The 19932-nt window shown below is 71.0% G+C and carries 21 protein-coding genes and 3 tRNA genes; 8 read left to right on the top strand and 16 right to left on the bottom strand.

From position 1 onward, the window contains the following. Window positions 1–35: 35 nt before the first annotated feature. Genes ACTWQA_RS00640 through ACTWQA_RS00610 form a run of 7 tightly spaced genes read right to left on the bottom strand, consistent with a single transcriptional unit; the run spans window position 36 to window position 8341 of the window. Complete coding sequence (locus tag ACTWQA_RS00640; RefSeq protein ID WP_443157349.1) at window positions 36–845, bottom strand: transporter substrate-binding domain-containing protein; 810 nt, start codon at window positions 843–845, stop codon at window positions 36–38. Next, window positions 842–2227: a hypothetical protein gene (locus ACTWQA_RS00635; RefSeq protein ID WP_443157348.1), complete on the bottom strand. Its 1386-nt coding sequence runs from the start codon at window positions 2225–2227 to the stop codon at window positions 842–844. Before ACTWQA_RS00635 ends, ACTWQA_RS00640 begins: the two co-directional genes overlap by 4 nt. Then, entirely contained in the window at window positions 2224–2907 is a 684-nt protein-coding gene (locus ACTWQA_RS00630) for an FHA domain-containing protein (protein WP_443157347.1), read from the bottom strand. Before ACTWQA_RS00630 ends, ACTWQA_RS00635 begins: the two co-directional genes overlap by 4 nt. Next, window positions 2907–4193, bottom strand: coding sequence for a vWA domain-containing protein (locus tag ACTWQA_RS00625; protein ID WP_443157346.1), 1287 nt, complete (start codon window positions 4191–4193; stop codon window positions 2907–2909). The genes ACTWQA_RS00630 and ACTWQA_RS00625 overlap by 1 nt, the downstream gene beginning before the upstream one ends. Continuing rightward, window positions 4186–5043, bottom strand: a complete 858-nt coding sequence (locus tag ACTWQA_RS00620) for a PP2C family serine/threonine-protein phosphatase (protein ID WP_443157345.1) — start codon at window positions 5041–5043, stop codon at window positions 4186–4188. The genes ACTWQA_RS00625 and ACTWQA_RS00620 overlap by 8 nt, the downstream gene beginning before the upstream one ends. Next, on the bottom strand, window positions 5034–7175 hold the full coding sequence (locus ACTWQA_RS00615) for a tetratricopeptide repeat protein (protein WP_443157344.1): 2142 nt from the start codon (window positions 7173–7175) through the stop codon (window positions 5034–5036). Before ACTWQA_RS00615 ends, ACTWQA_RS00620 begins: the two co-directional genes overlap by 10 nt. Then, on the bottom strand, window positions 7172–8341 hold the full coding sequence (locus tag ACTWQA_RS00610) for a hypothetical protein (RefSeq protein WP_443157343.1): 1170 nt from the start codon (window positions 8339–8341) through the stop codon (window positions 7172–7174). Before ACTWQA_RS00610 ends, ACTWQA_RS00615 begins: the two co-directional genes overlap by 4 nt. A 178-nt stretch (window positions 8342–8519) precedes the next feature. Between ACTWQA_RS00610 and ACTWQA_RS00605 the strand changes: the two genes are divergently transcribed. From ACTWQA_RS00605 to ACTWQA_RS00595, 3 genes are read left to right on the top strand one after another with little or no spacing between them, the layout of a single operon-like run. Further along, window positions 8520–8693 (top strand): hypothetical protein, encoded by a 174-nt coding sequence (locus tag ACTWQA_RS00605; RefSeq protein WP_305920807.1) that lies wholly within the window; start codon window positions 8520–8522, stop codon window positions 8691–8693. A gap of 32 nt (window positions 8694–8725) precedes the next feature. Next, window positions 8726–10000 (top strand): amylo-alpha-1,6-glucosidase, encoded by a 1275-nt coding sequence (locus ACTWQA_RS00600; protein WP_443157342.1) that lies wholly within the window; start codon window positions 8726–8728, stop codon window positions 9998–10000. Further along, window positions 9997–10473: a hypothetical protein gene (locus ACTWQA_RS00595; protein ID WP_443157341.1), complete on the top strand. Its 477-nt coding sequence runs from the start codon at window positions 9997–9999 to the stop codon at window positions 10471–10473. The genes ACTWQA_RS00600 and ACTWQA_RS00595 overlap by 4 nt, the downstream gene beginning before the upstream one ends. Before the next feature lie 24 nt (window positions 10474–10497). On the opposite strand, the gene ACTWQA_RS00590 is transcribed toward ACTWQA_RS00595, so the two are convergent. Beyond that, the gene (locus tag ACTWQA_RS00590) at window positions 10498–10815 is read right to left on the bottom strand and encodes a YtxH domain-containing protein (protein ID WP_443157340.1); all 318 of its coding nucleotides are present in this window, start codon (window positions 10813–10815) and stop codon (window positions 10498–10500) included. Between the two features lie 141 nt (window positions 10816–10956). On the opposite strand from ACTWQA_RS00590, the gene ACTWQA_RS00585 reads away from it, so the two are divergent. The 3 genes from ACTWQA_RS00585 to ACTWQA_RS00575 all read left to right on the top strand — a co-directional run bounded on the left by ACTWQA_RS00585 (window position 10957) and on the right by ACTWQA_RS00575 (window position 13018). Then, window positions 10957–11031: transfer RNA gene (locus ACTWQA_RS00585), tRNA-Asn, on the top strand. A 171-nt stretch (window positions 11032–11202) separates the two neighbouring features. Then, window positions 11203–11634: a hypothetical protein gene (locus ACTWQA_RS00580; protein WP_443157339.1), complete on the top strand. Its 432-nt coding sequence runs from the start codon at window positions 11203–11205 to the stop codon at window positions 11632–11634. Between the two features lie 247 nt (window positions 11635–11881). Next, window positions 11882–13018 (top strand): nitric oxide synthase oxygenase, encoded by a 1137-nt coding sequence (locus ACTWQA_RS00575; protein ID WP_443157338.1) that lies wholly within the window; start codon window positions 11882–11884, stop codon window positions 13016–13018. Here the strand turns inward: ACTWQA_RS00575 and ACTWQA_RS00570 are convergent. Further along, window positions 13015–13716, bottom strand: a complete 702-nt coding sequence (locus tag ACTWQA_RS00570) for a tyrosine-protein phosphatase (RefSeq protein WP_443157337.1) — start codon at window positions 13714–13716, stop codon at window positions 13015–13017. The genes ACTWQA_RS00575 and ACTWQA_RS00570 overlap by 4 nt on opposite strands. 49 nt (window positions 13717–13765) lie before the next feature. Here ACTWQA_RS00570 and ACTWQA_RS00565 point away from each other — a divergent pair, with 49 nt between their 5' ends. Next, entirely contained in the window at window positions 13766–14539 is a 774-nt protein-coding gene (locus tag ACTWQA_RS00565) for an enoyl-CoA hydratase-related protein (protein ID WP_443157336.1), read from the top strand. Between the two features lie 19 nt (window positions 14540–14558). Here ACTWQA_RS00565 and ACTWQA_RS00560 read toward each other — a convergent pair. The 4 genes from ACTWQA_RS00560 to galK form a co-directional block, all read right to left on the bottom strand. After that, window positions 14559–14630 (bottom strand) — tRNA-Pro (locus ACTWQA_RS00560). 6 nt (window positions 14631–14636) lie between these two features. After that, window positions 14637–14710: transfer RNA gene (locus ACTWQA_RS00555), tRNA-Lys, on the bottom strand. 43 nt (window positions 14711–14753) lie between these two features. Next, on the bottom strand, window positions 14754–16166 hold the full coding sequence (locus ACTWQA_RS00550) for a hypothetical protein (RefSeq protein WP_443157335.1): 1413 nt from the start codon (window positions 16164–16166) through the stop codon (window positions 14754–14756). Between the two features lie 59 nt (window positions 16167–16225). Beyond that, a complete protein-coding gene (gene galK / locus ACTWQA_RS00545) occupies window positions 16226–17338 on the bottom strand; it encodes a galactokinase (protein WP_443157334.1) in 1113 nt (370 codons plus the stop codon). A 43-nt stretch (window positions 17339–17381) separates the two neighbouring features. On the opposite strand from galK, the gene ACTWQA_RS00540 reads away from it, so the two are divergent. Further along, window positions 17382–18182, top strand: a complete 801-nt coding sequence (locus ACTWQA_RS00540) for a 1-aminocyclopropane-1-carboxylate deaminase/D-cysteine desulfhydrase (RefSeq protein WP_443157333.1) — start codon at window positions 17382–17384, stop codon at window positions 18180–18182. Here the strand turns inward: ACTWQA_RS00540 and ACTWQA_RS00535 are convergent. From ACTWQA_RS00535 to ACTWQA_RS00525, 3 genes are all read right to left on the bottom strand, one after another. Further along, window positions 18155–18838, bottom strand: coding sequence for a DUF6766 family protein (locus ACTWQA_RS00535; RefSeq protein ID WP_443157332.1), 684 nt, complete (start codon window positions 18836–18838; stop codon window positions 18155–18157). The genes ACTWQA_RS00540 and ACTWQA_RS00535 overlap by 28 nt on opposite strands. 67 nt (window positions 18839–18905) lie before the next feature. Further along, on the bottom strand, window positions 18906–19280 hold the full coding sequence (locus ACTWQA_RS00530) for a hypothetical protein (RefSeq protein WP_443157331.1): 375 nt from the start codon (window positions 19278–19280) through the stop codon (window positions 18906–18908). Window positions 19281–19322: 42 nt separating this feature from the next. Beyond that, entirely contained in the window at window positions 19323–19871 is a 549-nt protein-coding gene (locus tag ACTWQA_RS00525) for a hypothetical protein (protein ID WP_305920793.1), read from the bottom strand. Window positions 19872–19932: the final 61 nt, after the last annotated feature.

The following is a 19932-nucleotide window of genomic DNA, read 5'->3' as shown; positions in this document are numbered from 1 at the left end:
GGGCCGGGGCGACACGACCCGGCCCGCTCGCACGTTCAGGAGCAGCCCTCGAACTGCGGGACCGCGATCGTGCTCAGGTCCAGCCCCGACCCGTCGAACCACTTGTGCAGCAGCTTCGCCGCCGTCCCGTCCTGATACATGTCGGTGATCGCCCGGTTGACCGCCTCGCAGCCCGGCACGTCGCCTCTGCGCAGGCCCACCCCGGTGCGTTGCTCGTTGAACTGCGCGTTGTTCAGCCGCAGCCCCGACCCGTCCTGCTTGGCCAGGCCCGCCAGGATGACGTCGTTGGTGGTGACCGCGTCCACCTTCTTGCTCTTCAGCGCCGCCAGGCACTGCGCGTAGTCGGCGAACGGCACGAGCTCCGCCGCCACACTCCGCTCCTGGACGACTCGCTGGGCCGCGTTCGAGCCCTGGACCTCGCAGATCTTGCGGCCCTTGAGGTCGCGCACGTTCGTGATCGTCTCTCCCTGCCGCGTCAGGATGTCCTGGTAGGAGATGTGGTACGGCCCCGCGAACAGCACCTTGGCCTTGCGATCCTGGCTGATCGTGTACGTCGCCACCACCATGTCGGCCCGCCCGTCGAGCAGCACCTGCTCCCGGTCCGCCGCCAGCACGGGGACGAGGTGGTAGTCCTTGCCGAGCTTGCCCGCGATGTACCGGGCGACGTCCACGTCGAAGCCTTCGTACTCCTCGTCGGGCCGCAGGAACCCGACCGAGGGCAGATCCTCGCGCACCGCGATGCGCAGGAACTCGTCGTCATCGACGATCGACTCCGGCTCCCCGGTCCCGCAGCCCGCGACCAGCGTCGCGGCCAGGGCCAGCACCATCACCAGCGCCCGTTTCACCGGTACTCCTTGAGTCGTGGCCACACCCCGCCGATCACCAGCAGGCCGATCGCCCCCATTGCGAACTCCTCCAGCGTCCACAGGCTGTCCAGCGTGCTCTCGCCGCGCTTGATCGCGCGCTCGAACTCGTCCTGATGCCGGTCGGTCAGCGCCACCAGCGAGCGGTCGTAGGCGCCGAACGCCTGGCTGACCTGGCCGAGGCGCGCCGGGACCGCCTCGGCGGTGCGGCCGCTCGTCACCAGGTCGCGGAATGCCTCGTCGGCAGCCTGGAACCGCTGGTACGCCCGCATCACCTCCTGGCCCTGCTTGCCGACCAGTTCGGGCCCCAGCAGGCCGAGGAAGCCGCTCGCCGAGCCCTTGCTGACGATGCCGTGGTAGGCGCTCAGGTTGCCTGCCGGGCTGTAGATGAGCGACAGCGACTTGTCGAGGTAGGTGTGCTCGTAGGTGTCGGCCCGCTCCTTGTCCAGCAGGTAGCGGCTCTGGTCGCCCTGCATGCTGGTGCTGATCGCACGGGCCCTGGCCAGCGTCAGCACCGGATCGAAGCCGGCCGACTTGGCCTGCCGCAGCGCCTCCTGATCCCGCCCGAGCGCGCCGGCCCCGGAGATCATCGCCACCGCGGTCGCCACCGTGGCCACCAGCAGCGCCGGCCCCAGGATGCGCCGGAAGCGCGTGGCCAGGAAGACCTGGAGCCAGATCAGGCAGCCCAGCGCGAGCAGCCCGGCCAGCACCACCGCGACCCGCAGGAGCGGCACCATGACCGCCTTCTCGTCATAGGAGCTGCGCACGATCGTGCCGGTCTCCAGGGTCAGGTTGTACGCCTGCGGCAGCAGCACCTTCCGCATCAGGTCAGTGGCCTGGCGGTAGATCGCCACGACGTCCTCGGGCGGCGGTCCCGGAGGGTGGTTCGCCCGCTTGTCGAGCACCAGGGCCTGCCCGGCCAGCCGCTCGTACGCGCCGAGCCCGTCGAGCACCGACTGCACGGTCCGCCGCTCGGCCGGGTTGTCGCCCGCCAACTCGAACGCCTTCAGCAGCGCCCGGTTGGCGTCGGACCGGCGCTGCTCATACTGGACCATGGCCTTCTGGCGCAGGTTGGCCCACCCGTTGCCCATCACCAGGATGTTGGCGACCTGCGCGTCCATGTCGCTCAGTGCGAGGTGCAGCCCGGCGGTGGCGACCACCTGTGGGCCGGCGTCGTGGCCGATGACCTGCAGGCCGTCGCGGGCGCTCGCGCTGCCGACCGCGAGGGCCGCGAACAGCAGCGCCAGCGAGGCGACGGTGATGCCGGAGATGACCCGGATCCTGCCGGGCACGCTCCTGCGGACCGGCGGCGGGGCCGCCCCGCCCGGCGCCACCGCGGCCCGGCCGGGGGCCATCACGGTCATGGTGTGCCCTCCCTGAGGGTGATGACGGTCCACGCGCCCAGGTGGATGCGGTCGCCGGGGCGGATCGGAACGGGCACGTTGACCTTGAGGAGCTTGCCGTTCACCTGGGTGCCGTTGGACGATCCCGGGTCGACCAGCGTCCAGGAGCTGTCCGGCTGCGCCAGCAGCACGGCGTGCAGGTGCGAGACGCCCGGGTCCTCGGGAGGCCCGGTCAGGTCGATCTCGGGCTCCAGGTTCCTGGCCTGGCTGCGCCGCCCGATGCGCACCTGGTCGCCGTACAGGCCGAAGGAGCGCTCGGGGCAGTACGGCGGGAACGCGACCGCGTCGGCGTCGGGACCGCCCTCGGCGATGACCTTCTCGTAGTAGGCGCGGTCGGCGGCGGTCACGGCCTCCCACCTGGCCCCGGCCGCCGGGACCCGGAAGGGAGCACTGCCGCCTTGCTCGGAGTGCAGCGCTGAGTGTCCTCGCTGCGCTGCGGATCCAGCACTGCTGTAGTCGTGGCCGCACACCTCGCAGAACTGCCCGGCACGCGGCGTCTGGCAGATGGGGCAGCTTTCGGCGGCGGCCGGGGTGGAGGTGGGAGCCGGGGCGGGCGCCTGAGGCGTGGAGGCCATCTGGGCGCCGCACACGTCGCAGTAGTCGTCGGCGCCGGACGCGTGCCCCTGCGGGCAGGTCGCCATCAGTTTCCTTCCTTGCGCAGCCGGCTGGTGCGGACCGATCCGGTGTCGAGCTCGATCTCGTCGGCCTTGTCGACGTTCCTGCGCAGTCGGGCCGTGCCGGTGGCGGGATCGACCTCGACCACCTTCTCCAGCAGCCGCGCAGTGTCCTCGCGGCCCGACTCGGCAGCCAGTTCCCTGGCCTTGACCAGGCGGGCGGTGGCGGTGTCGACGTCGCCCATCGCCCGGGCGCTCAGCCCATCCTGGATCAGGTCGTGCAGCTCGGCCTGGCCGGTGTAGTGGGCGACCTTTCCGTTGATCCGGGTGGACTGCGCCAGGTCGTCGGTCCACTGGGCGAGTACGTTGCCGCTCGCCACGACGTCCCCGGTGTCGGGGCGTACGAGCTTGACCCAGCCCGCCCTGATCTCCTGTCCGACCTGCCCGGGCGGCACCTCGACGCACACGTGGTATTCGCGCTCCTCGGCTCCCCAGGACCCGGTCGGGTAGTCGCCGGTCAGCGGGTTGACGTCGGCACGCTTGCCGGTCAGGTCCAGCAGTACGGGGGAGACCTGCTTGACGAACTTGAGCTGCGCCGTCTGTGGCACCCAGACCCGCAGCGACAGCTCCGCCACGGTCTTGCTCATCGACGTCTGCGTGAGTCGACGGAAATACTCCGGCAAATCCCCCTGGTTACGGACGAAGTCAAACGTGCCGAGCATCGCCTCGGCCACCTTCCGCAGCTCGGCCGGCACCCAGTCGTCGCCGACCCCGAGGCAGTCGCACACGAATTTGCCGCTCCAGCCCGCCAGGACGTTGCCGAAGACCTCGGCGCTCTCGTTGTTCTGGCCGTCGGTCATCAGCAGCGCGTGCTTGATGGCCGACGGATGCGCGGACAACACGTGCCCGGCCAGCTTCAGCCACTCGCCCATGGCGGTGCCGCCGTGGGCGAGCAGCCGGCCGATCGCCCGCTCGGCCTCCGCCTTCGTGGCGGCGGTGGCCTTGACCAGGCGCGGACTGCCGCCCGGGTAGACCATCTTGGCCGACTCGGTCCCGGCGATCACCGCGAAGAGCACGCCGTCGCGCAGCGTCCGCACGGCCGTGGCGGCCGCCTGCCGCGCCTCGCGGATCTTGCCGCCGCTCATCGAGCCCGACGTGTCCACGATGATCACCTCGGCGGCATCGGCGGGCACGACCTGTGTGGTGACGCCGCCCGTGGAGCCGACGGTGAGGATGGCGTGCACCTCGCGGCCGTCGAGGGGGAGGTACTTGTTCTGGTCGATGGTCAACGTGAAAGCGGGCTGGTCACTCACGGGCATCTCCTAAGGGGATCAAGGCGATCGTCACGTTGTCCTGGCCGCCTGAGTCCAGTGCGTGCCGCAACATCTCGCGGGCCATGTCGAGTGGGGCACCGGAGCGGGGGAAGGCGTAGCCGTCCAGGTAGCGCCACAGGCCGTCGCTGCAGACGAGCAGCAGGCCGGGCGCGGCGGGGGTGAAGGTCCGTACGTGGAGCGTGACGTCTTCGGCGTCCGCCCCGAGCCAGGCGGTGATCTCGCCGGTCTCCACTGCGTCGTCCTCGGTCAGCAAGGCGCCGTGTCCGTCGCCGCGCATCCAGTAGGCCCGCGTGTCACCGGCCCAGCCGAGCGTGAACCGGTCCCGCTCGACCACGGCGGCGACGTACGTGCAGGCGGGAGCGTCGTACACGGAGGTCGCCAGCTTGGTCACCGCCCGGCCGGCCAGCTCGAACGCCTCCTCCTGCGACAACCCCCTGGCCAGCGCGGCGGCCGCGGTCTCCACCGCCACCGCGGAGGCCTCATCGGCCCTGGGCGAGCTGCCCACTCCGTCGCACACCACGGTCACGACCGTGTGGCCGGAGGCCAGCAGCGCCATCGCGTCCTCGTTGCGGCTGCGGCGCAGCCCCCTGTCCGTCAGGGCCGCCGCGCCGTTGGCCAGCACGGTCTCCGCGTGGTCCCGCCCGGTGGGCTGGCGCAGGCCGCACCGCTCGCAGTAGCCCTCCGCGTCGACGGCGGCCGCCCCGCAGGACGCGCACGTGGGAGCGCCCAGCGGGTGACCGCAGGCCTCGCAGTAGGTGTCGCCCGCGAGCACGGGAGCTTCGCAGACCGGGCAGCAGGCGGCGCGCGCGGTGTCCCCGGTCACAGCCATGTCCTCGGTCGTACGGCGTTCGCCTGGTCGATGAGCGCGTAGCGTTCCTGCCGGGAGTTCGCCGTGACGGCGAGCTTGCGGTAGATGGACTCCAGTCGCCTGCGCAGCCCTGGCTCGGTGAACCGGGCTCCGGCCAGCTCCAGGTCCGGCGGCGGCGCGTTCGTCTCCAGCCAGGTCAGCCCGCCGTGCAGCAACTCGGCCGTCAGCAGCTCGCGGCGGCGCGTTTCGAGGTCCGGCAGGTTCGCCAGCCGGCCGGCCGCGGCCACCAGATCGCCGGGGGCGATCGCGTCCGGGTCGGGGCGGCGCACCGCGGAGGCGGCCAGCGCGACCTGCGCCGCCATCCGGTGGCTCGACGTGGCGGGCACCTCGTCGAGCACGCCCATCCTGCCGGTCCTGGCCAGCCCGAACGCCGCGCTCACACAGCCGTGGTCGGTGCGCCAGACGCTCTCGTACCAAGGGGCCGCGCCTGACGGGCCCGACCGTTGTCCCGCGCACTCCAGCGCGAACGCCAGCGCCAGCTTCGGCGCCAGCTCACCGGGCACCAGCGACACGCAGGCGTCGAACATCGACACCGCCTGCCCCATCTGCCCCGTGGCCAGCGCAAGAACGCCGCGGTACCACGTGACCCGCCAGTCGCCGGGCAGCTCCGTGGCCAGCGCGCTCAGCGCGACGGGCGTCTCCGCCGCGCCGTCCTCGGCCAGAAGTCTGGCCCGCATGAGCTTCGTCTCGGGCGTCGGCGGCATCGCGGCGAGCTGGTCCAGCAGCTCCTTGCCATCCCGGCCGAGCAAACCGGCCAGCGCGCCCGCGGCCGGGTCGCCCGGGTCGACCAGCGGCACCGGCAGCCGGTGCGCGACCACGACGGGGTCGAGCGGCCCGAACACCTCATCGTCCGCCTCCGACAGCGCCGTCCCCACCGCGCCCCGCTCGGGCCCGAACAACGTCGACGGGTGCGGGTACGGCACTCCCTCCTCTTGGGCGCAGATCGCGCGCAACACCCCGAGGAGCTGCTCCTCCATCTCCCACGCGCTCTGGAACCTGTCGGCCGGATGGACGGCGGTGGCCCTGCGCAGCCATCGGGTGAACGACGGATGCCCGCAGTCCTGCGGCAGCGGGGCGGCATTGCCGTTCACGACCGGGCTGAACCCCGGGATCGTCAGCACCGCCAGCGTCCTGGCGACGGTGTAGAGGTCGGAGGTCACCGACGACGGATGGGTCTCCAGCTCGGGGGCGTGATAGCCGCGCGTGGCCCACGACGTGCCCGGCGGGGAGCCGAGGGGCTGCACCGCGCCCAGGTCGATGAGCTTGAGCCCCTTGCCCACCCTGATCACGTTGGCCGGCTTCAGGTCGCAGTAGACCAGGCCGGCCTCGTGCAGGTAGCCGAACGCCTGCAGGATCTCCCGCCCGTAGATCAGGGCCTCGCGCAGCGGCAGCGGGCCCTGGCGGCGCAGCTCGTGCAGGGACTGGCCGCCGACGTACTCCATGACGATGTAGCCGAGCCCGGCCGAACGCTGGAAGTTGAACACCTTGACGATGTTGGGATGATCGACGGTGGTGAGCACCTTGCGCTCGGCCTCCGCCGCCGCCAGCGCCTCGGCGTCGTTGGTGTTGAGCAGGCCCTTGAGCACCACCCAACGGCCGTCGAGGTTCTCGTCGGCGGCCAGGTAGATCCAGCCGAGCCCGCCGTGCGCCAGGCAGCCCAGCACCCGGTACTGGCCGGCCACCAGGTCGTCCTTGTCCAGCTTCGGGGTGAAGGAGAACGCGGTGCGGCAGTGGGGGCAGAACCCGTCCGTGAGCCCGGGCCGGCCGTCCCTGGAGCGGCCGACGGGCTTGCCGCAGTCGGGGTTGGCGCAGAACCGTTTCTCCTCGGGCACCTCGGGGTTGGTCATCACGGCGGTCGCCGGGTCGCGGTAGGGCGCCGACGGCAGGTCGGCGATGGTGGCCAGCACCCCGGCCCGCGACCTGCCGCTGCTCGTCGGCCCGCTGGTCGGCCGGCTCACCGGGTTCGTCTGCGGCGACGAAGGCTGCGTCCGGTACGAGGCGGGAGGCGCGGGAGAGCTCTCCGCGGCGCCGCACAGGTCGCAGTAACCCTCGTCGATCGTGCCCGTGCAGCCTGGCTGCGCGCAGCGGCTCATGAGGTCCCTCCGTGGATCGCGCGCTGATAGTCCTCGACGGCGGCCGCCGCCTTCGTCAGGTCGCACGGGGCGCTCCACAACAACGCGCGGGCCCGTGCGAACAGGCCGGTGGCGGCCGGATCCTCCGCCATCCCCTTGCGCACCGCCATCACCTGGCAGGCGCCGAGCCGCCCGCGTAGCTCGTCACGCCTGCCGACCAGCCCGTAGAGCGCCTTCGCGGTGGCCAGCGCCTGCTCGGCCGCCCCGTCGGCGTCACTTTCCAGCTCCGCCAGCCGCTTGGCCCGCAGCACCCAGGTGTCGGCCGAGACGTCGAGCGCGTCCAGTGCGCCGGTCAGGGCGTCCACCCTGCTCCTGGGCTGGGCCTGGGGCGGCAGGGCGATCTTGACCACGACCGCGCCGTGGGCCAGCCTGGCCTCGCTCTCGGCCGCGCGTACCCGGTCCAGCGCGGCCGCCAGGTTCTCGCGGCGCCTGGCGTAGTCCTGCTTGACGACGATGGCCAGCTCCAGCTCGGCCAGCGAGGCGGTCAGGAGCCGGGCGACCCGGTCGAGATCGGGCTCGATGGCCGCGCCGAGCGGGTCTTCCACGACGGCGGCACGCATCCGCTTCAGCTCCGCTTCCAGCGTGTCCAGGCCGGCGGCGCTCTCGCCGAGATCCTGCTCCAGCTCGCGGATGCGCCGTAGCTCGGCGCCAGCGGTGTCGAGGCGGGGCAGCAGGGTGTTCCACTGGGCGTCGATGTCGTTGAGGGCGGAGGTGACGTCCTGGAACGCGGCGTCCATCTGCGTGACGGTGGCGTCGAGGGTCAGCCGCTCGTCCGCCTCGGGCAGCAGCGAGCGCTGCTCGACGGGTTTGGCGGCGGCCCGCAACAACACGGACGTGCCCGCGAGCAGCTCGGTCAGCTCGGCCAGTTGCTCGGTGCTCAGCCTGCTCCGCGCGGCCTTGATCTGCTCGGCGTCGCGTAACACGGCGCGATAGGCGTCGTTCAGCCGCCAGAGGCGGGCCAGCGACTCCTGCGCCGCGGCCCAGCGGCGTTCGGTCGCGCCGCGTAAGGTGGCCCCCTTGAGTAACCGGTAAGTGGTATGGGATTCGAGATCGAGCAGGTCGCCGGAGATGCGGTCGCGTTCGTCGGCCCGAGCGCGCAGTGCGTGCTCGACGCCTTCCCTGCTCATAGGTGGTCCCAGGCTCATCACGCTCCCCGTGAAGAGATCCCCCGTGCCCCGGTTTATACCGGCTCAACGGCGGGTCGGACGGCTTAAGTTCCTTTGGCTCGGGGGGACCCCTGACTTGTCCCTGATTCAACCCTGTGTCGCCTGCAATCCGCTTAAAGGATCTCTTAGCGTTACGGACATGGGACGCATATTTCTGATCATCGCAGCGGTCGTCGCCGCGCTCGTACTCCTCGGCCCGCTCGTGGGGTTCGCGCTCACGCTCCTCAAGTGGGGCCTCATCATCGGGGCCGTCGCTCTCGGCGTCATGTTCGTGTCGAAGTGGGTCCAAAGGAAGTCGGGGCAGGGGACATAGCTTCCTGAGGGATCCCCAGTCATAGTTGGGTGATGGAAGCGCGGCCGGCGGTTGACGATGCCGCGCTCGGGCGCGAGGCCATGGCCGTGCTCGAGGCGAACTGGACGGGCACTGGCACCGTGCCCGCGCCAGGCCTCTATCCGCACCAATGGAGCTGGGACTCCGCCTTCGTCGTCATCGGCCTGGCCAGGCACCGGCCGGACCGGGCCCGCGACGAGCTCCTCAGCCTGCTGCGCGGCCAGTGGGCGACGGGGATGGTGCCGCACATCGTCTTCCACACGCGCGAGGCGTACTTCCCCGGGCCCTCCGTATGGCGCTCCCAGGAGCACGAGGCCGCGCCGCACGTGCTCACCTCGGGACTGACCGCGCCGCCACTGCACGGGCTGGCGTTGTGGTGGCTCTACCAGCACACCGGCGACGAGGCGTTCGTCAGGAAGGCGTACCCGGCGCTGGTCGCCCAGCACGACTACCTCGCCTCGGCCCGCGACCTCGGCGGCGCGGGGCTCGCCGCGATCGTGCACCCGTGGGAGTCGGGCATGGACGACAGCCCCGCCTGGGACGAGCCGCTGGCCGCGCTGCCCGTCATCAGGTACGGCTACCGCCACGTGGAGCTCGAGGAGCGCCACCCCGACAGCGACCACGACCGCTACGTCTGGCTCGCCATGCGCTACCGCGACGCCGGATACAGCCCCGGCTACCTGCGTGACGAGCACCCCTTCGCGGTCGAGGACCCGATGTTCAACGGGATCTGGCTGGCCTCCTGCCAGGCCATGGCGGAGCTGGCTCCGCTCGCGCACGCCGATCCCGCACCCCACGTCGAGCAGGCCGCGCGCATCAGGCAGGCCATGCTCGAGCGCCTGTGGGACGGCTGCTTCTACGCCAGGGACCTGCGGGCCGACCGGCTGATCAGAGTGTCCACAGTGGGCGGGTTCGGGCCGCTGCTCGACCCCTGGCTGCCCAGCGAGCACCTGCAGGCCGCCGTCGAGATGCTCGAGTCGGCCAGGTTCATGGGCGCCACCGGCTACCCGGTGCCCAGTTGCGAGATCCGCGCCACCCAGTTCGACCGCACCCGCTACTGGCGCGGGCCCTCGTGGGTGAACACCAACTGGCTGCTGCGCCGGGCCGCGGCCGTGCACTCGCTCGACCATCTCGCCCAGCAGCTCACCAACGGCACGCTGCGCCTGGTCAGGCAGGCCGGTTTCCGGGAGTGCTTCGACCCCTTCGACGGCAGCGGCCGGGGCTGCCGGGACTTCTCCTGGAGCGCGGCGCTCACCCTCGACCTGCTCGCCGATACCGTTGAGGAATGAGCATCTTCCGCCGTCTGCCCGCCGACGTGCGCAAATCGTTGACCACCGAGCCGGGGGAGCGGGTGCTGACGTTCGCGCCCGGTCAGGCCGGCGGCTTCCTCGTCGCCACGAACCTCGCGCTCTACCTGCCCGACGGGACGCGGGTGCCCTACGAGACGATCGACAAGGCATCGTGGAGCGAGGAGGGGCTGATCGTCACGACCATGGACGGCGGGTCCTACGCCGAGCGCATCGACGAGCCGCGCATGCTGCCCGAGACCGTCCGGGAGCGCGTCAACGCCACGATCGTGGTGAACAAGCACGTCAAGCTGCCCGGCCGGGGCGGCGTGCGGCTGGTGGCCAGGCGCCGGCCCGGCGGCGAGGTGCTGGGCTGGACCCTCGTCTTCGACGAGGGCCTCGACCCCGAGGATCCCGGCCTGCGCGCACAGGCCGAGCAGGCTCTGGAGGGAGTGCGCCGCAGCATGGGCGTGTGACCTCGCGCACACCCCTGCGCTCGGTCAGTACGGGATCCCGCTCTCGCGGGCCTTCTTCTCCACGCCCTCGCCCTGGGCCTCCTCCTCCGGCCAGCCGGTGCCGCCATCGTGCTTGTGGGCCTCACGGCTCAGGAACGGGATCCGCTGCTGCAGCGTGTCGCCCATCCTGGACCTCGCCATTCCCGCGTACTTCGATGCCTGCGCGCCGACCACGCCCGCGGCCTCCTGAACCCGGGGGTTGTCGGCGATCCGCTGCGCCGCCCGCTTGATCTGTTCGTACCGTTCGCGTCCGGCCCGGCTGCCCAGCACGTAGCCGATCGCCAGGCCCGCAGCGAATGTCATCCGATATCGCATTTCGCACCTCCGCTGTCTCCGGGCCTACCCCGCTCACGATGCGACACGCACTCCCGGAGTGCGCTAATCTATTCCTGCGCACGACGCAAGGGCCGAAGGCCCTGGTGATCAGCGCAGAGACGGTGTCGATCCCGCGTAGCTCAACGGCAGAGCAGCCGGCTGTTAACCGGCAGGTTATAGGTTCGAGTCCTATCGCGGGAGCCACTCATCAAGGCCTCTTCCCATTCGGGAGAGGCCTTGTTGCTTTGTGGGATCACCTTGACGCGTTTACAGGGATCATAGATCGCTGAAGATCACTTCGGGTGTCTTAAGCCCCGCTTCAGGCGCCGCGTACGACCCTCCAGGAGTCCGAATCACCTCGGGGAGGGAGATCCCATGTTGAAGCGGCGCCTCGCGATCGTCGGGACGGCGGTCGTGCTGGGACTGGCCGGCATGGCCGGGACCGCGCTGGCCGACCACGAGCCGATCAGAGTGCACCCCAAGCCGGGCCACGAAGGCTCGGTCCAGGTGCACGCCGAGCCGGCCGAGCCGGTCTTCGTCAGCGGCAAGCTGACGTGCTGGATCAGCGGCCGCGGCAAGGCTGTGACATTCTCCAGGGCCAAGGTCGCCGAGCTCATCGATGAGAAGGTCATCGAACCGGAGCACACCTGGGAAACCGCCGCGGACGGCGTCACGCTGATTCCCGCCGACCGGGTGTCGATCGCCGTACCCGCCAGGGAACTGCCGCGTAAGGTCGTCGGCAAGCGCTGGCACGAGCGCCGCGTCCTCCACCTCACCTGCGTGTGGGACGACTTCGTGGCGCAGTAGAGCGTCGTGCCCCCGGTGCCTCCGGGGGCACGCTGCCTTTTCACGCTTTGTGATACCACGAGCACATGATTTTTCATTTGGCGGGACAAAGGCGGGTGGGGCGGGAAAGGATGGAGGCGCCGGTCCCCTGGGCCGGAGCCGCGGGAAGGTCGAGACGGAGGCGAGGAAAGGGCGCCCCCGCCAAGGACGTGCCGCCGAACCCGGAACCGGCGGGGCGATCCGCTGATGGAGAAGTGCTGGTTGCCGCGTGCGTACCTGGATCACGTCCCTGCGTCCCTTCGACGCGCCCGCCATGCGGTCATGGCTGGAGCGAACCACCGACCTGCGCGAGGCGGAGCGCTTCATCAGGCTCTACCACGCCGAGAACCCCTCCGTGGGCGGCCTGTACGCCCGGCTGCGCGACGTCACCAGGGACGTCGCCCGTACCGGGACTTACACGCACACGTTCGAGGAGCTCGAGTTCGGCGCCCGGGTGGCCTGGCGCAACAGCAGCCGATGCATCGGCCGGCTCTACTGGCGCTCGCTGCGGGTACGCGACCGCAGGCAGGTGAGCACCGCCGAGGGCGTGGCCCTCGAGTGCGTCGACCACCTGCGCGAGGCCACCGGCGACGGCAAGATCAGGCCCACGGTCACCGTCCTGCAGCCCGACACCCCCGCCCTGCCGGGGCCCCGCATACTGAACGACCAGCTCGTCCGCTACGCCGGGCATCGGGTTCGTGGCGGCCAGGTTGTTGGCGACCCCAAGAACGCCGAGCTCACCGACACGGCCAAGGCGCTGGGGTGGCGCGGCGGCACCGGCGGCCGGTTCGACGTGCTGCCGGTGATCATCCAGGCGGCGTTCGGGGATCCGCTCCTGTGCAACCTGCCCGGTGACGCCGTCCTGGAGGTGCCGCTGATGCATCCCGAGTACCCCTGGTTCGCCGACCTGGGGCTGCGCTGGCACGCCGTACCGGCCATCTCGGACATGTGCCTGGAGATCGGCGGCATCTGCTACCCCTGTGCGCCGTTCAACGGCTGGTACATGGGGACCGAGATCGGCGCGCGCAACCTCGCCGACACCGACAGGTACGACCAGCTCGCGGTGGTGGCCGAGCGGCTCGGCCTGGACACCTCCACCGAGCGCTCGCTGTGGCGCGACCACGCGCTGGTGGAGCTGAACGTGGCGGTGTTGCACTCGTTCGAGCAGGCCGGGGTGACGATGACCGACCACCACACCGAGTCGCGGCGCTTCCTCACCCATCTGGCGAAGGAGGAGAAGGCGGGGCGCGTCTGCCCGGCCGACTGGTCGTGGATCGTGCCGCCGCTGTCGGGCAGCGCCACGCCCGTTTTCCACCGCTACTACGACACCAGCGTCCTCACCCCGGCCTTCGCCCATCACCGTTAGCCGCCCGCGCGCGGCGTGCTCGCGGTGAGCCGCTCGCGCAGGGCGGCCAGGTCGGCGGCGCTCACGTAGGCGTCCAGACTGTGGAGGCCGTCGAGCGCCGCCAGCACAGCCTCGCGCGCGGTGGTGCCCGTCCTGGCCAGGTATGCCTGCACCCGCAGGTCGTCGTCGGGCTGGCCGAGCGCCGCGTAGAGCGGGCGCAGGCGGGCCGTCGACCGCTCGTAGTCGGCCAGGATGTCCGGCGCGCCGACCCCGGCCAGCGTGAGCAGCAACAACGCGATCAGGCCGGTGCGGTCGCGTCCTGCCACGCAGTGCACGAGCACCCCGCCGGGCGGCGCCTGCGCGATCGCCTGCAGCACGCGGGCGCATCGATCCGGGTGACGCTCCAGGAAGGCGCGGAGATAGAGCGGCGTGCCGCCGTGCTGGTGGGGCTCGCCGGGCTCGTGCAGCGGCACGTCGATCACGGTCATCCACCGCGGGCGATGGCCCTGGCCCGCTGCCCGGTGCTCGCCCGGCGTGCGGAGGTCCACGATGGTCCGTACGCCGTGAGCCGCTGCCGCCGCCCAGCCCGCCTCGGTCAGCCGGTCGGGCGTGTCGGAGCGCACCACGGCTCCCCAGCGGGTACGCCGCTCTCCGGCGGCCGGCAGGCCGCCCAGGTCCCGGACGTTGTGGCAGCCGTCCCAGGCGAGGTCTCGGTCCATGGGGACACGGTACTTGCCGTCGCGGGCTAGAACATGGTTCGGTTGGAGCATGGCGGAACTCGTGCTTTCAGCTGTCGACCAGGGCGTGCTCACGCTGACCTTCAACCGTCCCGACACGCTCAACGCCTGGACGGACGCGATGGGGCGGCGCTACTTCGACCTGCTGGCGGAGGCGGAGAAAGACCCCGGGGTGCGGGCCGTGGTGGTCACGGGTGCGGGCAGGGGGTTCTGCTCCGGGGCCGACTTCAAGACCCTGAACGCCATCCAGACCGGCTCCTACGACGAGACCCCCGATCCGCGGCCCACCAGCTTCCCCACGACCATCGGCAAGCCGATCATCGCGGCGGTCAACGGGGCCTGCGCGGGGCTCGGCATGGTGCATGCCCTGGTCTGTGACCTGGTCTTCACGGCCGAGTCCGCCAAGTGGACCACCGCCTTCCCGCGGCGCGGCCTGATCGCCGAGTACGGGCTGTCATGGGTGCTGCCCCGGATCATGGGGCAGCAGCGGGCCATGGACGTGCTGTTGTCGGGGCGCGTGTTCACCGGGCGGGAGGCGTACGAGCTGGGGCTGGTCAACCGGGTGGTCCCGGGGGACGGGGTGGTGGCGGAGGCCCAGGCATATGCGCGGGAGCTGGCCGTGCACAGCTCGCCGGCGTCGATGGCGGTGATCAAGCGGCAGGTGTGGCGGGATTGGGACGTCACGCTCGAGGAGTCCGCCAAGGTGGCCGTCCAGGAGATGATGGCCTCCTTCGGCCGCCCCGACTTCGCCGAAGGCGTCGCCGGCTTCCTGGAACGCCGCCCGCCGAACTTTCCCCCGCTGTAGACCCGCGGCGAAGGGGCGGCCTCGTCGGCCGGGCTCGAACCGGCGTCCACCCGGTCCCGAGCCGGGCGCTCTACCACTGAGCTACAACGAGGCCTCGCCATCGCCGACCGGGCTCGAACCGGCGTCCACCTGGATGAAGAGCCAGGCGTTCTACCACTGAACTACGGCGTGGCAGCCCTAGTGTGCTCGGTTCCCGCGAACACGCGCCACCCCTTTACGACGGGTGCTCTTTCACGGGCAGATCGCTGAGCACGACGCCGGACCGCAGCCCGTGCCGGGCGTCGGCGGCCAATTCCTCCTTGACGTGCTGGCCGCTGAATACCCCGGCGCGGCGCAGCAGCGCCGCCCACACCGGGTCGGCGATGGTGACGCCGTGGACCAGCTCCGGCGTGGGCCGGAACACCGCGGTCGCCCGTGCAGGCGCGGGCGCCGTCCAGCCAGAGGAGACCGGATCGAGGCCGGCGCGCCGGCAGGCCGCCTCGACGTCGGCGCGCGTGCAGGGTACGTCGCCGTCGAGTACCTCCCAGGGCGGCGGCAGACCCGCCCACACCTTCGTGTTGGGATCGACGTCGCCGCCGTCGGCACGATGCCAGGCCGCCAGGTCGGCGGCCATGAGCCGCATCACCTTGCCGGGGCAGGCCGCGTCCAGGAGTTCCAGGGCGTTCAGCGCGGCCAGGCAGGCCAGCCAGCCCGCCCGGGCCGCGTTGTAGGCGACGGCCAGGTTGTTCCAGGTGGTGGAGTCGTGGCCGCGCCGCACGATCATCGTTTCGCGGTCGGTGTCCGGCCACCAGCGCTCGCGGAGCATCGCCGCGCTGTGCCGCATCACCGACGACCAGCGGCCGAGCAGGAGGCCTCGCTCTTCCTCGTTCAGGTGCTCCAGGACGTCCGGGCTGGTACGCACCTGGGCGATCATCCACCAGTCGGAGCGGCTCGTGCACCGATCCAGCAGGAGCGAAGCGATCTCGTCGAACGGGTTGTCCCGCCCGGCGAGGCTGAACTCCCTGCGCAGCTTGCGGCGCGCGGTGTAGTAGGCCACGAAGCAGGCGGCGTCGGCATCCGCGGCGAACCGCTCGAACGGCACCTCGGCCGCGAATCCAGTGACCCCCACCATGAGCAGGCGCCGCTTTCCCTGCTCGGCAGCAAGCGTCCCAGCCTTGGCCGAGAGCCTGCGCAGCATCCGGAACCGCCGGTTGTACTGCCGCTTGGACAGCTCCATCCCGGCCGCGTCGCGGGCCTGCCGGTTGAGCCGGTCGGCCAGAAAGTCACTGTGGCCGGGCGTCCACCGGATCGAGCGGCCCATCCTCGCCGCGAACTCCAGCAACGACTCCGGATCGTCCGGGTCCACCTCCACCGACCGCTCGAACAGCCGGCTGGCCGCCGCCACCTGCCGTGTCCCGCCCACCGGGCGGGCATAGTCGGTCGACATCGACGAGAACGACGCCGCGCCCCGCGATGAGTGCTTGGCCGCGCGCTCCAGCACGACGCGCTCGCGCCGGGTCAGCTGCCCCTCCAGCGCCTGCATCACCAGGTCGGCGACGTCTTCGGGGCGGTAGCGACGGTCCAGCGAGCCATGCAACTCGGCCATGATCTCCCGGCGGGACGCCGGCCGATGCCTGCGCTTTGTCATGGCCGCCATCATGACGAGGTCGGCCGTCGGAATCGACTGTTTTACGGAGCTGGATGCTCTTACGCCAGGCGGTGGGCGCCGGGGGCCGGGGTGGCGGGGAGGAAGCGGGGAGGCTGGAAGCCGTGCTCGGCATAGGCGCCCACGACCGACTGCTGGACGACCTCCAAGCGGTCGTCGGACACCAGGGCGATGGCCGAGCCGCCGAAGCCGCCGCCGGTCATCCTGGCGCCCCGGGCGCCGCCCTTGACGGCGGCCTCCACCGCCACGTCCAGTTCGGGCGACGACACCTCGTACTGGTCCCTGAGCGACAGGTGCGAGGCGTTCAGCAGCGCGCCGATCTCGGTGATGGCGCCGGCCCGCAGCAGGCCGATGAGGGCCTCCACGCGGTGGTTCTCGGTCACGACGTGCTGGGTGCGCTTGCGCTCGTCGCCCTGCAGCAGCTCCAGGGCCGCCGCCAGATCGGTCACGTCACGCAGGGCCGGGACGCCGAGCTTGCGGGCAGCGGACTCGCATTCCGCGCGGCGCTTGGCGTATTCGCCGCCCGAGTGCTCGTGGTGGACCTGGGTGTCGATGATGAGAATGCTCAGCCCGTGGGAGGCCAGGTCGAGCGGGATGTTGCGGGAGCCGAGCGAACGGCAGTCGAGGAACAGGGCGTGCCCCTCCTCAGACAGGGCGGAGGCGGCCTGGTCCATGATGCCGGAGGGCACGCCGACGAAGCCGTTCTCGGCCTTCTGGCTGAGCAGGGCGATCTCCATGGGCGTCATGCCCAGGTCGTGCAGCTCATTGAGCGCGGAGGCGACGGAGACCTCGAGTGCGGCGCTGGAGCTCAGGCCCGCGCCCGACGGGATGTCGCCGTCGATCGCGATGTCGGCGCCCGCCACGCGGTCGCCCAGCATGGCCAGGACGCCGACGACATAGCGGGTCCAGCCCGTGGACTCCTCGTGGCTCGTGATCGTGACGGGCTCGCCTGAGGACTGGAGGGAGAGCAGGCGGATGGTCTTGTCCGTGCGCGGGGTGACCGCGGCCGTCACGCCCCACGGCACCGCGAACGGCAGCACGAAGCCGTCGTTGTAGTCGGTGTGCTCGCCGATCAGGTTGACGCGGCCGGGCGCGTGCCAGACGGTCTGGGGGGACGCGCCGTAGGCGGCACGGAAAGCTTCAGCAACGCGCATAATCGAACACTCCTCAACAAAGACCCGACCGTAGACTAGCGCCATGGAGGAGCTCCTGGATCCAGGGCTCGGTCAGGTCCGGGTGTTCCTGATGCACGACGACAACAAGCCGCGCAAACTCAAGCACAACCTGGGCCATCGCCGGCTGCTGACCTTCGGCGGCGCCTACTCCAATCACGTCAGGGCCGTCGCGGAGGCCGGGCGCCGGCACGGGATCGAGACGATCGGCGTCATCCGGGGCGAGGAGCATCTCCCGCTCAACCCGTCCCTGGCCTACGCCGAGGCCTGCGGGATGACGCTCACCTATCTCGACCGGGCCTCCTATCGGCTCAAGCACACCGAAGAGGTGCAGGCGCGACTGCGCGCGCGGTGGGGCGAGGACGTGGCGATCCTGCCCGAGGGCGGCAGCAACGCCGCCGCCGTGCGCGGGTGCGCCGAGCTGCCCGGGGAGATCGCCGTGCCGTACGACGTCGTCTGCTGTCCGGTCGGCACCGGCGGGACGCTGGCCGGGATCTCGGCGGGACTGCCGGAGGGCAAGCGGGCGATCGGGTTCGCGGTGCTCAAGGGGGCGGGGTTCCTCGCCGGCGAGGTGGCCAGGCTGCAGCGGGAGGCGTACGGGCGCACGTGGTCGAACTGGTCGCTCAACCTGGACTACCACTTCGGCGGATACGCCAAGACAACACCGGCTTTGGACGGATTTATCGAGAAATATCGAGTCGAAGGCGTCTATGTCGCCAAGATGCTCTACGGGATCCTCGACCTCGCCCGCCAGGGCGCGTTCGCCCCCGGCACCCGCGTCGTCGCCGTCGTCACCGGTCAGCCCTCGACCCCCGTGGCCAGGTGAGACGCACCGACCGGCTTCGACTCGGGCGACCCGCGCTGGCGCAGATAGATCGACAACACCACCATCGACAACACGGCCAGCAGCTCCGACTGCCAGTTCTGCAGACTCCGGTCCCAGAACTCCGGCGAGGTGACGTATGAGCCCCACGTGACCGGATCCCGCAGGTCGCCGAGCCGCTCGGCGTTGTACGCGGCCTGCCCTGCCACCGACTGCGCCAGCCACGACAACAGGAAGAGCAGCCCCATCACCAGCCCGAGCGAGTTGCTGTACAACCACAACCGCCACCCCTTGGCCTTGGCCCAGGAGGGGGACTGGGGAGTGGCGTGCGCCCCGATCTGCTGCTGATGGTCGGACTCCGTGCCCATCGCGTCCACCTTCTTGGACTCGGGCGACCCCTTCTGCACCAGCCACACAGTGAGCATGACGAACAGGAAGAACTGCAGGTACTCCGACTGCCAGTTCTCGGCCACGTTCACCGCGAACGCCGAGGACGCCACGTACTGGAGCACCGAGACCGGCGGGGCCCCCTCGGCCCGCTGCTGGTCGTTGAACTCCAGCGTCCCGGCCACCGCCTGGCCGGCGACCGCCAGAAGGAACATGATGAGGAAGGCCAGAGCGAGCGAGTTCTCCTTGACCCACCTCACAGCCTCGACCACCCCACGTAGAAGAACAGCGTGAGACCCACCACGATCACGAGCGTGGTGAGGGCGAACATCACGCGCATCAGTCGTCCACCTCGCAGTCGTAGGGAAGGTCGGGCACCGGCTCGCAGCCCGCGGCCCTGACCCGCCACCCGTCGCTGTAGCGGTGCAGGAAGATCGTGTCACCGGCCAGTCGCACCTGGGCCTCGTCCCCCCACACGCTCACCGAGACGACCACGCCGCCGGGGCCCAGCCTGAGCTCACGCAGCGCGTCGGCGCACGACTGGCCGCGACGGGGCAGCTTGTCGGCGGTCTTGCGGGCGAGCATCCCGCACGCGGCCTCGTCCTGGCCCGCGGTGATCAGGGCGTGGAACCGCTCCGCCACCCGCGTGGGGGAGGCCGTGTCGACGGAGCAGCCGGCCAGGGCCACCGCCAGCACGATGAGCAGGATCCTCATGGGGCGCCTGCTACCCCGCCGTTAATCAAACATGCTGGCCGGTCAGCCGCCGAGCTGATCGAGGACGGGGGACACCAACGCGTTCAGCTCGCGGGCCAGCACCGTCACCGCGCGGTGGGCACGCTGTTCGACCTCGTCGTGCGGGCCCTCCGGCTCCGGCGGCAGGTCCTCGAGCGGCACGGGCGCCTCGACCAGCAGCGACGCCCGCAGGAACGGGATCCTGGCGAGGTCCTGCTGCGACGGATCGACATATTGGCCGAAGGTCTCCTGCCAGCCCAGCCAGCCGCGATCGCGCCACCAGGCCCGCGAGCGGGTCAGCTCCTCGGGCAGCGGGGAGACCAGCCTGACGCGCGCGTAGAGCGTCCCGTCCCAGGTGTTGCGGTGGCAGGTGGCCTCCAGGACGCGGCGGTCCCACCGTACGTACCCGGGTGTGAGGGACGGCGGCGTGGCCAGCCGCCATGCCGCACAGGCGAACCGGACGGGTGCGATGTCGCCCCACTCGAACTTCTCCAGGTTCTTACGCACGTGCACGGCATAGCGCCCGTCACGGTCCCTGTCGAACTCTTGGTCGATCCAGAACGCCTTGGCCATGGGATCTACGCTACGGCGCTCCGGCGTTCCGCAGGGCGAGGACCGGAGATCTCGGAATGTC

Origin of the sequence: Nonomuraea sp. 10N515B, from assembly GCF_052245915.1 — a bacterium.
Taxonomy (GTDB): domain Bacteria; phylum Actinomycetota; class Actinomycetes; order Streptosporangiales; family Streptosporangiaceae; genus Nonomuraea.
The sequence above is the reverse complement of the archived record's forward strand: the minus strand, read 5'-3'. Positions and strand labels throughout refer to the sequence as shown.

What these genes read in the sequence shown, in the direction of transcription:
- ACTWQA_RS00600 (WP_443157342.1), top strand. Translation starts at nt 8,726, where the DNA reads ATGGAAGCGCGGCCGGCGGTTGACGATGCCGCGCTCGGGCGCGAGGCC.
- ACTWQA_RS00590 (WP_443157340.1), bottom strand. Translation starts at nt 10,815, where the DNA reads ATGACATTCGCTGCGGGCCTGGCGATCGGCTACGTGCTGGGCAGCCGG.
- ACTWQA_RS00540 (WP_443157333.1), top strand. Translation starts at nt 17,382, where the DNA reads ATGGAGGAGCTCCTGGATCCAGGGCTCGGTCAGGTCCGGGTGTTCCTG.
- ACTWQA_RS00610 (WP_443157343.1), bottom strand. Translation starts at nt 8,341, where the DNA reads ATGAGCAGGGAAGGCGTCGAGCACGCACTGCGCGCTCGGGCCGACGAA.
- ACTWQA_RS00605 (WP_305920807.1), top strand. Translation starts at nt 8,520, where the DNA reads ATGGGACGCATATTTCTGATCATCGCAGCGGTCGTCGCCGCGCTCGTA.
- ACTWQA_RS00630 (WP_443157347.1), bottom strand. Translation starts at nt 2,907, where the DNA reads ATGGCGACCTGCCCGCAGGGGCACGCGTCCGGCGCCGACGACTACTGC.
- ACTWQA_RS00525 (WP_305920793.1), bottom strand. Translation starts at nt 19,871, where the DNA reads ATGGCCAAGGCGTTCTGGATCGACCAAGAGTTCGACAGGGACCGTGAC.
- ACTWQA_RS00550 (WP_443157335.1), bottom strand. Translation starts at nt 16,166, where the DNA reads ATGACAAAGCGCAGGCATCGGCCGGCGTCCCGCCGGGAGATCATGGCC.
- ACTWQA_RS00595 (WP_443157341.1), top strand. Translation starts at nt 9,997, where the DNA reads ATGAGCATCTTCCGCCGTCTGCCCGCCGACGTGCGCAAATCGTTGACC.
- ACTWQA_RS00615 (WP_443157344.1), bottom strand. Translation starts at nt 7,175, where the DNA reads ATGAGCCGCTGCGCGCAGCCAGGCTGCACGGGCACGATCGACGAGGGT.
- galK (WP_443157334.1), bottom strand. Translation starts at nt 17,338, where the DNA reads ATGCGCGTTGCTGAAGCTTTCCGTGCCGCCTACGGCGCGTCCCCCCAG.
- ACTWQA_RS00580 (WP_443157339.1), top strand. Translation starts at nt 11,203, where the DNA reads ATGTTGAAGCGGCGCCTCGCGATCGTCGGGACGGCGGTCGTGCTGGGA.
- ACTWQA_RS00635 (WP_443157348.1), bottom strand. Translation starts at nt 2,227, where the DNA reads ATGACCGTGATGGCCCCCGGCCGGGCCGCGGTGGCGCCGGGCGGGGCG.
- ACTWQA_RS00565 (WP_443157336.1), top strand. Translation starts at nt 13,766, where the DNA reads ATGGCGGAACTCGTGCTTTCAGCTGTCGACCAGGGCGTGCTCACGCTG.
- ACTWQA_RS00620 (WP_443157345.1), bottom strand. Translation starts at nt 5,043, where the DNA reads ATGGCTGTGACCGGGGACACCGCGCGCGCCGCCTGCTGCCCGGTCTGC.
- ACTWQA_RS00530 (WP_443157331.1), bottom strand. Translation starts at nt 19,280, where the DNA reads ATGAGGATCCTGCTCATCGTGCTGGCGGTGGCCCTGGCCGGCTGCTCC.
- ACTWQA_RS00570 (WP_443157337.1), bottom strand. Translation starts at nt 13,716, where the DNA reads ATGGACCGAGACCTCGCCTGGGACGGCTGCCACAACGTCCGGGACCTG.